General features: G+C 72.7%; 13 protein-coding genes. 6 read left to right on the forward strand and 7 right to left on the reverse strand.

Annotated elements, in window-relative coordinates; translation table 11 throughout:
- Window positions 1-4: 4 nt before the first annotated feature.
- The 3 genes from AQJ30_RS12415 to AQJ30_RS12425 form a co-directional block, all read right to left on the reverse strand.
- Window positions 5-754, reverse strand: coding sequence for a transglycosylase SLT domain-containing protein (locus tag AQJ30_RS12415; protein ID WP_067232533.1), 750 nt, complete (start codon window positions 752-754; stop codon window positions 5-7).
- Window positions 755-1,033: 279 nt separating this feature from the next.
- Complete coding sequence (locus tag AQJ30_RS12420) at window positions 1,034-2,203, reverse strand: S-adenosylmethionine:tRNA ribosyltransferase-isomerase (RefSeq protein ID WP_107119558.1); 1,170 nt, start codon at window positions 2,201-2,203, stop codon at window positions 1,034-1,036.
- Window positions 2,200-2,895, reverse strand: a complete 696-nt coding sequence (locus tag AQJ30_RS12425; RefSeq protein ID WP_067232535.1) for an SDR family NAD(P)-dependent oxidoreductase — start codon at window positions 2,893-2,895, stop codon at window positions 2,200-2,202. Before AQJ30_RS12425 ends, AQJ30_RS12420 begins: the two co-directional genes overlap by 4 nt.
- A gap of 249 nt (window positions 2,896-3,144) precedes the next feature.
- Here AQJ30_RS12425 and AQJ30_RS12430 point away from each other — a divergent pair, with 249 nt between their 5' ends.
- Together AQJ30_RS12430 and AQJ30_RS12435 are read left to right on the forward strand one after the other, a co-directional pair.
- Window positions 3,145-4,290, forward strand: a complete 1,146-nt coding sequence (locus tag AQJ30_RS12430) for a GAF domain-containing sensor histidine kinase (RefSeq protein ID WP_067232538.1) — start codon at window positions 3,145-3,147, stop codon at window positions 4,288-4,290.
- Window positions 4,283-4,924, forward strand: a complete 642-nt coding sequence (locus AQJ30_RS12435) for a response regulator (RefSeq protein ID WP_067232541.1) — start codon at window positions 4,283-4,285, stop codon at window positions 4,922-4,924. The genes AQJ30_RS12430 and AQJ30_RS12435 overlap by 8 nt, the downstream gene beginning before the upstream one ends.
- A 115-nt stretch (window positions 4,925-5,039) precedes the next feature.
- Here AQJ30_RS12435 and AQJ30_RS12440 read toward each other — a convergent pair whose 3' ends face one another.
- A complete protein-coding gene (locus tag AQJ30_RS12440) occupies window positions 5,040-5,828 on the reverse strand; it encodes a hypothetical protein (protein WP_067232544.1) in 789 nt (262 codons plus the stop codon).
- Between the two features lie 152 nt (window positions 5,829-5,980).
- Here AQJ30_RS12440 and AQJ30_RS12445 point away from each other — a divergent pair, with 152 nt between their 5' ends.
- The 3 genes from AQJ30_RS12445 (at window position 5,981) to AQJ30_RS12455 (ending at window position 8,424) form a co-directional block, all read left to right on the forward strand.
- Window positions 5,981-6,778: an ABC transporter ATP-binding protein gene (locus AQJ30_RS12445; protein ID WP_067232546.1), complete on the forward strand. Its 798-nt coding sequence runs from the start codon at window positions 5,981-5,983 to the stop codon at window positions 6,776-6,778.
- Window positions 6,779-6,887: 109 nt separating this feature from the next.
- Complete coding sequence (locus tag AQJ30_RS12450; RefSeq protein ID WP_067232549.1) at window positions 6,888-7,319, forward strand: NfeD family protein; 432 nt, start codon at window positions 6,888-6,890, stop codon at window positions 7,317-7,319.
- Between the two features lie 142 nt (window positions 7,320-7,461).
- Complete coding sequence (locus tag AQJ30_RS12455; RefSeq protein ID WP_067232552.1) at window positions 7,462-8,424, forward strand: SPFH domain-containing protein; 963 nt, start codon at window positions 7,462-7,464, stop codon at window positions 8,422-8,424.
- Window positions 8,425-8,534: 110 nt separating this feature from the next.
- Here the strand turns inward: AQJ30_RS12455 and AQJ30_RS12460 are convergent, their stop codons facing one another.
- From AQJ30_RS12460 to AQJ30_RS12470, 3 genes are all read right to left on the reverse strand, one after another.
- Window positions 8,535-9,041, reverse strand: coding sequence for an HNH endonuclease (locus tag AQJ30_RS12460; protein WP_067232555.1), 507 nt, complete (start codon window positions 9,039-9,041; stop codon window positions 8,535-8,537).
- Window positions 9,042-9,237: 196 nt separating this feature from the next.
- On the reverse strand, window positions 9,238-9,777 hold the full coding sequence (locus AQJ30_RS12465; protein ID WP_067232558.1) for a YbhB/YbcL family Raf kinase inhibitor-like protein: 540 nt from the start codon (window positions 9,775-9,777) through the stop codon (window positions 9,238-9,240).
- Between the two features lie 42 nt (window positions 9,778-9,819).
- Window positions 9,820-10,602, reverse strand: a complete 783-nt coding sequence (locus tag AQJ30_RS12470; protein ID WP_067232561.1) for a sporulation protein — start codon at window positions 10,600-10,602, stop codon at window positions 9,820-9,822.
- Between the two features lie 172 nt (window positions 10,603-10,774).
- Between AQJ30_RS12470 and AQJ30_RS12475 the strand changes: the two genes are divergently transcribed.
- Window positions 10,775-11,416: a DNA-3-methyladenine glycosylase gene (locus AQJ30_RS12475; RefSeq protein ID WP_067232563.1), complete on the forward strand. Its 642-nt coding sequence runs from the start codon at window positions 10,775-10,777 to the stop codon at window positions 11,414-11,416.
- The last annotated feature ends 264 nt before the right edge of the window (window positions 11,417-11,680 follow it).

Raw genomic sequence — 11,680 nt, forward strand, 5'->3', positions numbered from 1 at the left:
CCGGTCAGTAGGCGCTGTTCACGTTGTCGATCGAGCCGTAGCGGTGCGCCGCGTAGTTGGCGGCGGCCGTGATGTTGGCGACCGGGTCGTAGATGTTCCAGGACGTGCCGGCCACGTGGTACGTGGCGAACGTCGGCGGGATCACCTGCAGCAGACCCTTGGACGGGATGCCGTTGATGGCGTTGATGTCCCAGTCGTTGATCGCGTACGGGTTGCCCGAGGACTCCCGCATGATGTTGCGGTGCAGACCGCTGTAGCTGCCCGGGATGCCCTTGGACTTCATGATGTCCAGGGACTTCCGGATCCAGCCGTCCAGGTTGTTGCTGTAGGTCTTGACGGCGACCTGCTTGACCTGCGGGCGGTGCGCGGAGCGGCTCGCGGCCTTGGCCTTGCGCGCGGCAGCGGCCTTCTTCGCGGCGGCGGCCTTCTTGGCCGCGGCCTTCTTCGCGGCGGCGGCGGAGGCCGCCTTCTTCGCGGCGGCGGCCTTCTTGGCGGCAGCGGCCTTCTTCACGGCGTCGGCGGCCGCCTTCTTCTTCGCCTCGATGGCGTCGACCTTCACGCTGCTGCCGGCGAGCTGGTCGGTGATGTCGGCCTTGACGCCGGTGAGCTGCTCGGAGCTGTACGCCACACGGGTCGACGCGGCGGCCTCGCGGGTGGTCGTCTGCGCGTCGGCCGGGACCACCGTGAAGGCGACGGCGGCGGCGCCGAGCGTGGCGACTCCGGCGAGCGCGATCTTGTGGGTGTTCTTGGGCATGGCGGGATGGACCTCTTCGAATAGCGCGGAGGTCGCTCGGCGGCCGTGGGGACAAAGGCTGCGTTTCGGCACGAACGCCGCGGGGAAGACTCCGCGGCGCTGAGCGACGAGAGCAATTCTTAGCGGCCGCAAAATCGCCAGGCAAAGGTGTGACCTACGATGCCGGGTAGTGGATCAGGCAAGGGCAAAGCGGGACAGACCATGCCGTCTGCCCCGCTCGCGACGAATCCCTTTGTCTCCTAATGTCCTTCGTACGTGATGTGGACCCTATGTGCGGGCTCACACCGTGGACACAGCGTTCTCACCGCGCGTTGCTGGCGCAATGCTGTGCGTGACGCGGTTGCCGGGCAGCAGCAGGTGGACGTCCCCGAACTCGTGCCACAGGTAGCGCCCGTTCAGCGCCGCCTCGTAACTGCGCTCCACCACCGCCCGCCCCGCGACCGCCCGCAGCATCAGCAGGTGCGAGGCCTCCGGCTCGTGCAGCCCGGTCAGCAGCCCGTCCACCGCCCGCACACCGCGCTCCGGCGTCACCACGAGGTCCGTCCACCCCTCCCGCGCGCGGACCACGCCGTCGGGGCCGGCCGCCGACTCCACCGCCCGCACCGCCGTCGTCCCCACGGCGACGACCCGGCCGCCCCCGGCCCGCGCCGCGTTCACCAGCCGCGCCGACGCCTCCGGCACCGAGAACCGCTCCGGGTACGGCGGCTCGTGCGCCTCCGCCGACGCCACCCCGGTGTGCAGCGTGACCGGCGCGAACTGCACCCCCCGGCTCACCAGCTCCGCCACCAGAGCCGCCGTGAAGGGACGTGCGGCACTCGGCATCTCCGCGCTGCCCGAACCGTCCGGCGAGGGCAGGGCGAACACCGTCTGGTAGACCGACAGCGGCTGGTCCCGCTCCGTGTAGGAGTAGCGGATGGGCCGCCCGTGCTCCCGCAGCAGCGCCGGGACGTCGGCCACGACCCCGCGCGCGGGGTCGGCCCCCGCGGACCCCCGCCCCGCTGCCCGCGCGGGGGCGCCCGGCGCCGACACCCGCGCCCACCACAGCCGCTCACCCCGCCCGCTCAGCGGTTCCTCCAGCACCAGCACGGCCCCCGGCAGCCGCACGCGCGTGCCCGCGGGGCCGCCCGCACGCGCACGCGTGGTTCCTCTCCCGTCCGGCTCCCGCAGCTCGACCGCCCACCGTCCGTCGTCCCCGCGCGTGGAGAAGTGCACCACCACGCGCGCGGTCCCGACCCACCCGTCCACGGCGGCGGCCAGCGTGGACGAAGTGTTCACGACCAGCACGTCCCCGGCCCGCAGCAGCTCCGGCAGCTCCCGGAACGCGTGGTGCGCCACCTCCGCCCCGCGCGACACCAGCAGCCGTACGTCGTCCCGGCGCAGCCCGGGACCGCGCTGCTCCGCGGGCACGCGCGCGGACAGCTCCTCGGGCACCCGCAGCGCCGCGGTCATCGTCCCTCCACCAGCGACGGCGCGCTGTAGCGGCCGCTCGTCGGCCGCTCGTCCAGCAGCCGCAGGAAGCCCGGCACCACCGCGGCGGGCTCGGGCCGTGGCGCGCCGTCGTCGGGCACCGCCGCCGCGTACAGGTCCGTGGCCAGGTCCCCGGGGTCCACCGCCCACACCCGGAGCCGCGGCTCCTCCACGGCCAGCACGGCCGCCAGGTGGTCCGCGGCCGCCTTCGACGCCCCGTACCCGCCCCACGTGCCGTACGCCTCGACCGCCGCGTCCGAACTCACCACGACGACCGCGCCGGCCGCGGACGCCCGCAGCGACGGCAGCGCCTCCTGCACCAGCCCCAGCGCGGCCACCACGTTCACCTCCAGCGCCCGGCGCAGCCCGTCCAGCGGCAGCCGCGCCAGCGGCACCAGCGGCTCGGCGCCCAGTGCGCTCGCGTTGTGCACCACCAGGTCCGGCCCGCCCAGCCGCCGGGCCGCGCCGACCAGCTCCGCACGGTGCGCGGCGTCCGTCACGTCGCCCGGCAGCGCCTCCACGCGCGTGCCGTGCACGGCGAGGGCCCCCGCCGCCTCCTTCAGCTCCGGCGCCGTCCTGGCGTCCAGCACCAGGTCCCAGCCCCGCGCGGCCAGCCCCTCGGCCAGCGCGCGCCCCAGTCCCTTCGACGCCCCCGTGATGATCGCAACCGGCATGACGCCCGTCCCCTCGTCCGCTCCGCCGCACCTCGGCGGTGCCGTCACCGTAGGGACGCCGGGACCGCCACCGCGTCGGACCGCGGACTCGCCCCGCGCGGGCCCTTCGCCCTACGCCGCCGAGCCCGCGACCAGCGGCCTAGGACCCGGCCCGGCCCACGACCCGGACTAGGCCTAGGACCCCCGCCCGAGACGGTGCCGTCCACAGCCCGATCCGCGGTGTCACGGCCCGCCGGTACCGTGAGGACCATGAGTCACGGCCCCCGGTCCGGCCTCGCCGCGGTGAGCTCCGCGCTGCTGGCCATGAGCAGGCACCTCGAGGTGCGCGACGTCCTGAAGACGATCGTCGCCTCGGCCCGCGAGCTGCTCGGCGCGCAGTACGCGGCCCTCGGCGTGCCGGACGACCACGGGGGCTTCGCCCAGTTCGTCGTCGACGGGGTGAGCGACGAGCAGTGGCGGGCCATCGGGCCCCTGCCCCGCCAGCACGGCATCCTCGCGGCGATGCTCCACGAGGCCAGGGCCGAGCGCCTGGCCGACGTGCGCGAGGACCCCCGCTTCGAGGGCTGGCCGTCCGCGCACCCCGAGATGTCCGACTTCCTGGGCCTGCCCATCCGCGACGGCGACGAGGTCATCGGCGCCCTGTTCCTCGCCAACAAGGACTGCCCCAAGCCCGACGGCGGCTGCGGCTTCACCGAGGACGACGAGGAGCTGCTGTCGATCCTCGCGCAGCACGCCGCGATCGCCCTGACCAACGCCCGCCTGTACGAGCGCAGCCGCGAGCTGACCATCGCCGAGGAGCGCTCCCGGCTGGCCCACGAGCTGCACGACGCGGTGAGCCAGAAGCTGTTCTCCCTGCGCCTGACCGCCCAGGCCGCCACCGCCCTGGTCGACCGGGACCCCTCCCGCGCCAAGGGCGAGCTCCAGCAGGTCGCCCAGCTCGCCGCCGAGGCCGCCGACGAGCTGCGCGCCGCCGTGGTCGAGCTGCGCCCCGCCGCCCTCGACGAGGACGGCCTCGTCGCCACCCTGCGCACCCAGGTGCACGTCCTGGACCGCGCCCACACCGCGCACGTCACCTTCCGCAGCCAGGGGGTGCGCGCCCTGCCCGCCGCCCAGGAGGAGGCCCTGCTGCGCGTCGCCCAGGAAGCCCTGCACAACGCCCTGCGCCACGCGGACGCGACCCGTGTCGACGTCACCCTGGACAAGCACGGCCAGGGCGCCGTCCTGCGCGTCACCGACGACGGCCGCGGCTTTGACACCCGGGTGGTGCGCCGGGCCGGCCGCCACCTCGGCCTCGTCTCCATGCGGGACCGCGCGAGCGGCGTCGGCGGCGCACTGACGGTGGAGTCGGCGCCCGGCAAGGGCACCGTGATCGAGATGGAGGTCCCCGGTGGCTGACGCAATCAGGGTGCTGCTCGTCGACGACCACCAGGTCGTCCGCCGGGGCCTGCGCACCTTCCTGGAGGTGCAGGACGACATCGAGGTCGTCGGCGAGGCCGCCGACGGCGCGGAAGGGGTCGACCGCGCCGAGGAGCTGCGGCCCGACGTCGTGCTGATGGACGTCAAGATGCCCGGCCTGGACGGCGTCGACGCCCTGCGCCGGCTCCGCGAGCTCGACAACCCCGCGCGCGTGCTGATCGTCACCAGCTTCACCGAGCAGCGCACGGTGGTCCCCGCCCTGCGCGCGGGCGCCGCCGGGTACGTGTACAAGGACGTCGACCCGGACGCCCTCGCCACCGCCATCCGCTCGGTGCACGCCGGCCACGTGCTGCTCCAGCCCGAGGTCGCCGGCGCCCTGCTGTCCCAGGAGGAGGCGGGCGGCGGCCAGGGCAGGGGCGGTTCGCTCACCGACCGGGAGCGCGAGGTGCTGGGCCTCATCGCGGACGGCCGCTCCAACCGGGAGATCGCCCGCGCCCTCGTGCTGTCCGAGAAGACGGTCAAGACCCACGTCTCGAACATCCTCATGAAGCTCGACCTCGCCGACCGCACCCAGGCGGCGCTGTGGGCCGTACGCCACGGCATGGCCGGCTGACGACGACCGGTCCGGCCACAGCTCCCCGGCCGTACGGCGCCGCGGTACGCCCGTCCCGGCGCCGTACGCCGACCGCCGCTCCGGGCCCACCCCGCCGCCGTACGCGCGCGTACGCTCAGCGCACCCCGCGCTCGCGCTCCTCCACGTACGCGTTGTACGCCGCCACCCGCGCCCGCCGGGCCGTCCGCTCCACCGGACGCAGCGCGTGGGTCCGCGCCGCCATCTCGGACGCGCTGACCGCGCCCCCGTGCCCGTTGCCGTACGCCAGCGAGACCAGCAGCCCCACCCGCTCGGCCAGCTCCAGCACCCGCACCGCCCGCGGCGGGTACCCCGGCGCCAGCGCCTCCCGCTCCCGCTCGGCCCGCGCCCGGTACGCCTCGATCGCCGCCGCGGCCACCGGCCCCGACCCGGCCACGTCCAGCCGCGTCAGCACCTCCGTGGCGCCCCGCAGCGCCTCCGCCAGCTCCCGCTCCGCCTCGCCCAGCGACGGCACGTCCGCGGGCGGCGCCTCCCGCACCGGCAGGCAGTGCCAGACCACCTCCACGTGCACGTCACCCTCGGGGCCGGCCTCGTGCACCTGCGGCACCAGCCCCAGCGCGACCCCGTGAGCGACCACCGCCTCCCCGGCCTCCAGGGCCCGCGCGTTGAACTCGGGCGGACCGCTGAGCCCCAGCGGGTGCCCGGGCGCCGGCAGCGCCACCCGCAGCCCGGTCACCCCCAGCGCCCGCAGGCGTCCGAGCGCCAGCGACAGCCCGACGGGCACCGGCTCACCGGGCAGCCCCTCCACCCGGTGCACCGCGTCCTCGCCGACGATGGCGAGCACGGCGTCGTCCGGCGGGACAAGTCCGGCCAAGAGGGCATTTCCCCAGGCCGCGAGGCGACCCGAGCGAGGTTCCGAGTGCATGCCCTCCACCCTAAGGACCCCACCGATGGAACGGGCCGCCCGGCCGGTGGCGTAGATTTCTTCGAGGGCCGTGCCCACCGGCGCGGCGGACCGAGCCACTGGCGTACGCGACAGCCGAGACCGGCCACACTGCAAGGGGAGACAACGCGCTCATGAGCGATGTTCTGGAGCTTCAGGACGTATCCGTGGTCCGTGAGGGCCGGGCTCTGGTGGACCAGGTCTCCTGGTCGGTGAAGGAAGGCGAGCGCTGGGTCATCCTCGGCCCGAACGGCGCCGGCAAGACCACCCTGCTCAACGTCGCGTCCAGCTACCTCTACCCCAGCAAGGGCACCGCCACCATCCTCGGCGAGACCCTCGGCCGCCCCGGCACCGACGTCTTCGAGCTGCGCCCCCGCATCGGCGTGGCCGGCATCGCCATGGCCGACAAGCTCCCCAAGCGCCAGACCGTCCTGCAGACCGTGCTGACCGCCGCGTACGGCATGACGGCCGCCTGGCAGGAGGAGTACGAGGAGATCGACGAGCAGCGCGCCCGCGCCTTCCTCGACCGCCTCGGCATGAGCGACTACCTGGACCGCAAGTTCGGCACCCTCTCCGAGGGCGAGCGCAAGCGCACCCTGATCGCCCGCGCCCTGATGACCGACCCCGAGCTGCTGCTCCTCGACGAGCCCGCCGCCGGACTCGACCTCGGCGGCCGCGAGGACCTCGTGCGCCGCCTCGGCCGGCTCGCCCGCGACCCCATCGCCCCCTCGATGATCATGGTCACGCACCACGTCGAGGAGATCGCCCCCGGCTTCACCCACGTCCTGATGATCCGCCAGGGCAAGGTCCTCGCCGCCGGCCCCATCGAGCTCGAACTGAGCTCGCGCAACCTCTCCCACTGCTTCGGCCTCCCGCTCGTCGTCGAGCAGGTCGGCGACCGCTGGACGGCGCAGGGCCTCCCGATGTCCTGAACGGCCGTCCGCCGCACCGGGCCAGACCCGGACCGCACGGGCCCCGACGCCCCCGCACCGCCCCCCTCGCGCCCTGTCCGCGCCGCACGCGCGGTCCTACCATGACCATGTGAACGACATCGACGCATGGGTGTGGTGGCTGGTCGGCGCGGCCGCGCTCGGAATTCCCCTCGTGGTCACGGCGATGCCCGAGTTCGGCATGCTCGCGGTGGGCGCCATCGCCGCCGCCGCGGCCGCCGGGGTCGGCTTCGGCGCCGTCTCCCAGGTGCTCGTGTTCGTCGCCGTCTCGGTCGCGCTCATCGCCGTGGTCCGGCCCATCGCCAACCGGCACCGCTCACAGCGGCCCCAACTCGCCACGGGTGTCGACGCCTTGAGGGGCAAGCAGGCCGTAGTCCTGGAGCGCGTCGACGGCTCCGGCGGCCGCATCAAGCTCGCCGGAGAGGTCTGGTCGGCCCGCGCACTCGACGGCGACCAGAGCTACGAACCGGGTCAGCAGGTCGACGTCGTGGACATCGAGGGGGCCACGGCGATCGTCATGTGACCTCGTACGACGGTCAGTTGGCGCGACTGCGCCCAACACGGCCCCAACGCACGCGACGGTCTGTCAGACTCGACCAGCAAGATCTTCAACACCCATAAGATCTTCCGAAGGCGCCGAGGCGGAGAAGGGTACGGGGAATTCGATGGAACCGGTCATCATCGTCCTGATCATTCTGGTGGTGTTGGTCTTCATCGCCCTGATCAAGACCATCCAGGTCATTCCACAGGCCAGCGCGGCCATCGTCGAGCGCTTCGGCCGCTACACGCGGACGCTGAACGCGGGCCTCAACATCGTCGTCCCGTTCATCGACACCATCCGCAACCGCATCGACCTGCGCGAACAGGTCGTCCCCTTCCCGCCCCAGCCGGTGATCACCCAGGACAACCTGGTCGTCAACATCGACACCGTCATCTACTACCAGGTGACCGACGCCCGGGCCGCCACCTACGAGGTCGCCAGCTACATCCAGGCCATCGAGCAGCTGACGGTCACCACGCTGCGCAACATCATCGGCGGCATGGACCTCGAGCGGACCCTGACCTCCCGCGAGGAGATCAACGCGGCCCTGCGCGGCGTCCTCGACGAGGCCACCGGCAAGTGGGGCATCCGCGTCAACCGCGTGGAGCTGAAGGCGATCGAGCCCCCGACCTCCATCCAGGACTCGATGGAGAAGCAGATGCGCGCCGACCGCGACAAGCGCGCCGCGATCCTCACCGCCGAAGGCACGCGCCAGGCCGCGATCCTCACCGCCGAGGGCGAGAAGCAGTCCGCGATCCTCAAGGCCGAGGGTGAGGCCAAGGCGGCCGCCCTGCGCGCCGAGGGCGAGGCCCAGGCCGTCCGCACGGTCTTCGAGGCCATCCACGCCGGCGACCCCGACCAGAAGCTCCTCAGCTACCAGTACCTCCAGATGCTCCCGAAGATCGCCGAGGGCGACGCCAACAAGCTCTGGATCGTCCCCAGCGAGATCGGCGACGCCCTCAAGGGCCTGTCCGGCGCCATGGGCAACTTCGGCCCGCTGGGCGGCGGTTCGGGTGGCGGCAACGGCAACAACAACGGCGGCAACTCCTCCGGCACGGAGCGCCGCGAGCGACCGACGATCGACTGACGACCGACCGACGGCCCGCCGGCCCGGCGCAAGGTCCCGCACAGCAACGTTCCCCGTGCCCCTCAAGGGGGCGCGGGGAACCGCGCGTCCAGCGCCCGACGGCGACTACGTCAGGCCGCGTCCCCGGCCAGCCACTCCGGCAGCGCCGACAGGTCCTCCGCCCCCAGCGCCAGCAGCATCGCGTCGGCCGGCGTCGGCTCGAACGGCTCCCGCAGCAGCCGCATCCCGGCCTCGTCCGGAGTCCGGTCCGCCTTGCGGTGGTTGTCCTCCGCGCACGAGGCCACCGTGTTCAGCCACGAGTCCTGCCCGCCCCGGGACCGCGGCACCACGTGGTCCACGGTCGTCGCCCGCCGCCCGCAGTACGCGCACCGGTGCCGGTCCCGCACCAGCACACCCCGCCGTGACCACGGGGCTTGTCTTCGGAACGGCACCCGTACGTACCTGCACAGCCTGATCACCCGGGGCGCCGGTATGTCGACCGCGGCGCCGCGCATCCGCAGTTCGGGGTGGGCCTGCTCGACGACGGCCTTGTCCTGGAGCACCAGCACGACGGCTCGGTTCAACGTCACCGTCGACAGCGGCTCGAAGCTCGCGTTCAGCACCAGCGTGTCCCGCATTACCAGCCCACCTCCCGTGCACCGGCCCACCCCGTGGCGGGCTGGGACAACTCTGGCCGGGCACGCCGAGATGGACAACGCAATATCTGCTGCTCCCACGAGGGGTGACCCCCGGGACCCCCGGCGACAAAAATGCCCGCCCCTGATCACTTCCAAAGCCAGGGGCGGGCAAACGTTCAGTGAATGGCGAGATGACTCATCCTGCGGCAGGATTCTCGTACTCACCGATCAGCTGGGCGCGCGCGATCGTGTGGAACCGCAGGTTGAAGCCCACCACGGCCGGCGAGGCGTCCGCGTCGGGGCCCAGCTTCTCCTGGTCCACCGCGTACACCGTGAAGACGTACCGGTGCGGTCCGTCCCCGGGCGGCGGCGCGGCACCGCCGAAGTCCTTCGAGCCGTAGTCGTTCCGCGCGTGGACGGCGCCCTCGGGGAGCCCCTCGAACTTCCCGCCGCCCGCACCCACCGGCAGCTCCGTGACGGAGGCCGGGATGTCGAACAGGACCCAGTGCCAGAACCCGCTGCCGGTCGGCGCGTCCGGGTCGTAGCAGGTCACGGCGAAGCTCTTGGTCTCCGGCGGGAAACCCTCCCAGCGCAGGTGCGGAGAGGTGTTCCCCTCCGCCTGGACCTGGTCGCTCTTGAGCGTCCCGCCCTCCTCGACGTCCTGGCTCGTCACCGTGAACGACGGCACGGGCGGGTGGAAGTCGTGGGGGAGCGGCCGCCGCTTGAGCTCGGTCACCTCGGTACCTCCTGAATCGGTGCGTCCGGTACGGGACCGAGCCTAGAACCAGTTGCGCCGGCTGCCGACCTCCGACAGCCACTGGTTGAGGTACCCGGCCCAGTCGGTCGACTGGTAGTCGTGCAGCCCCACCTGGAACGAGCGGAACGTGTCGCTGCCCTCGCTGAACAGACCCGGCTTCTTGTCCATCTCCAGCACCACGTCCATCGCGTGCTCGTCGGCCACGAAGCTCAGCTCGACCTGGTTCAGCCCCCGGTACTGCGACGGCGGGAAGAACTCGATCTCCTGGTAGAACGGCAGCGTCTGCCGGGTGCCCCGGATGTGGCCGCGCTCCATGTCCGCGCTCTTGAAGCGGAAGCCCAGCTGGATGAAGGCGTCGAGGATGGCCTTCTGCGCCGGCAACGGGTGGACGTTGATCGGGTCCAGGTCGGAGGAGTCCACCGCCCGCGCGATCGCCAGCTCGGTCGTCACCCCGATGCTCATCCCGCGCAGCGACTGCCCGTCGATCATCGTGACCGGCGTCTCCCACGGGATCTCGATCCCGAACGGCACCGCGTGCACCGCGCCCGCCTGCAGCTCGAAGGCACCGCCCAGCCGCACCTTGGTGAACTCGACGTTCTGCTTGTACTCCGTGTCCTGGCCCTCGACCTCGACCACGGCCTGCAGCCCCACGGACAGACCCTCGATGTCCTGGTTCACGGACCCGCCCTGGATCCGCACCTCACCCTGGACGACGCCGCCCGGAACGACGTTGACCTCCGTCAGCACCGTCTCGACCGAGGCACCGCCGGCCCCCAGACTCGCGAGCAGCTTCTTGAACGCCATGACTCTCCCTTGTGACCGTGGCGGCGGACCCCGAACGACCTGCGACCGGTGTGATCCCCTGCCCCCTACCAACGCGATCCGACCGTGGCCGGTTCCGCGCCCCCACCCTGGCAAAGCCGGACGCCCCCTGACCACCCCGTGCACGCGTGCGGCTGCACTACGCTCGGAGGGCATGATCGCGACCCCCGACCGTACGCCCCTCCCACGGGACTTCTTCGACCGGCCCGTCCTCCAGGTCGCGCCCGACCTCCTCGGCCGCCTCCTCGTCCGTGAGACCCCCGACGGTCCGATCGTCCTGCGCCTGACGGAGGTCGAGGCCTACGACGGCCAGAACGACCCCGGGTCGCACGCGTACCGCGGCCGCACCCCCCGCAACGCGGTGATGTTCGGGCCGCCCGGACACGTGTACGTCTACTTCACCTACGGCATGTGGCACTGCATGAACCTCGTCTGTGGCCCCGAGGGCCGGTCCAGCGCGGTCCTGCTACGCGCCGGCGAGATCGTCGAGGGCGCGGAACTGGCCCGCACCCGCCGGCTCTCGGCCCGCAACGACAAGGAACTCGCCAAGGGCCCGGCCCGCCTGGCGACGGCCCTCGGGATCGACCGCAGCCTCGACGGCACGGACGCGTGCGCCACCGGCGACACCCCTCTGCGGGTGCTCACCGGCACCCCCGTCGAGCGCGACCAGGTGCGCAACGGACCACGCACGGGTGTGGCCGGCGAGGGAGGCGTCCACCCCTGGCGGTTCTGGGTCGCCGACGACCCCACAGTGAGCCCCTACCGGGCCCACGTCCCCCGGCGGCGCCGAAGTTGACTCCGCCCGGGGGGCCGCGTAATGTGGCCCGAGCCGCTGAACCGGGTACGGCGATCGCCTGCAGCCGGAGCGGCCAACCCACTACCAACGACTTCCCCTCAGCGGGGTCGCTTTCGACGTGTCCGCACGTTCGAATTCGAACCCGCGGATCTCGATTATGAGATCGCCGGGGGAATCGGCTAACGTAGTGAATGTCGAAAGGCCGACGAGCGAAAGCGAGTAGGTCTGCGGCAATCCCGCCGACAGGGAATCGGGTCAGAAAAT

The sequence above is a fragment of the Streptomyces longwoodensis genome (assembly GCF_001514125.1).
GTDB lineage: Bacteria > Actinomycetota > Actinomycetes > Streptomycetales > Streptomycetaceae > Streptomyces > Streptomyces longwoodensis.

Coding starts and splice junctions, on each gene's coding strand:
- AQJ30_RS12415 (WP_067232533.1), bottom strand. CDS start 754: ATGCCCAAGAACACCCACAAGATCGCGCTCGCCGGAGTCGCCACGCTC.
- AQJ30_RS12420 (WP_107119558.1), bottom strand. CDS start 2,203: ATGACCGCGGCGCTGCGGGTGCCCGAGGAGCTGTCCGCGCGCGTGCCC.
- AQJ30_RS12425 (WP_067232535.1), bottom strand. CDS start 2,895: ATGCCGGTTGCGATCATCACGGGGGCGTCGAAGGGACTGGGGCGCGCG.
- AQJ30_RS12430 (WP_067232538.1), top strand. CDS start 3,145: ATGAGTCACGGCCCCCGGTCCGGCCTCGCCGCGGTGAGCTCCGCGCTG.
- AQJ30_RS12440 (WP_067232544.1), bottom strand. CDS start 5,828: ATGCACTCGGAACCTCGCTCGGGTCGCCTCGCGGCCTGGGGAAATGCC.
- AQJ30_RS12445 (WP_067232546.1), top strand. CDS start 5,981: ATGAGCGATGTTCTGGAGCTTCAGGACGTATCCGTGGTCCGTGAGGGC.
- AQJ30_RS12455 (WP_067232552.1), top strand. CDS start 7,462: ATGGAACCGGTCATCATCGTCCTGATCATTCTGGTGGTGTTGGTCTTC.
- AQJ30_RS12460 (WP_067232555.1), bottom strand. CDS start 9,041: ATGCGGGACACGCTGGTGCTGAACGCGAGCTTCGAGCCGCTGTCGACG.
- AQJ30_RS12470 (WP_067232561.1), bottom strand. CDS start 10,602: ATGGCGTTCAAGAAGCTGCTCGCGAGTCTGGGGGCCGGCGGTGCCTCG.
- AQJ30_RS12475 (WP_067232563.1), top strand. CDS start 10,775: ATGATCGCGACCCCCGACCGTACGCCCCTCCCACGGGACTTCTTCGAC.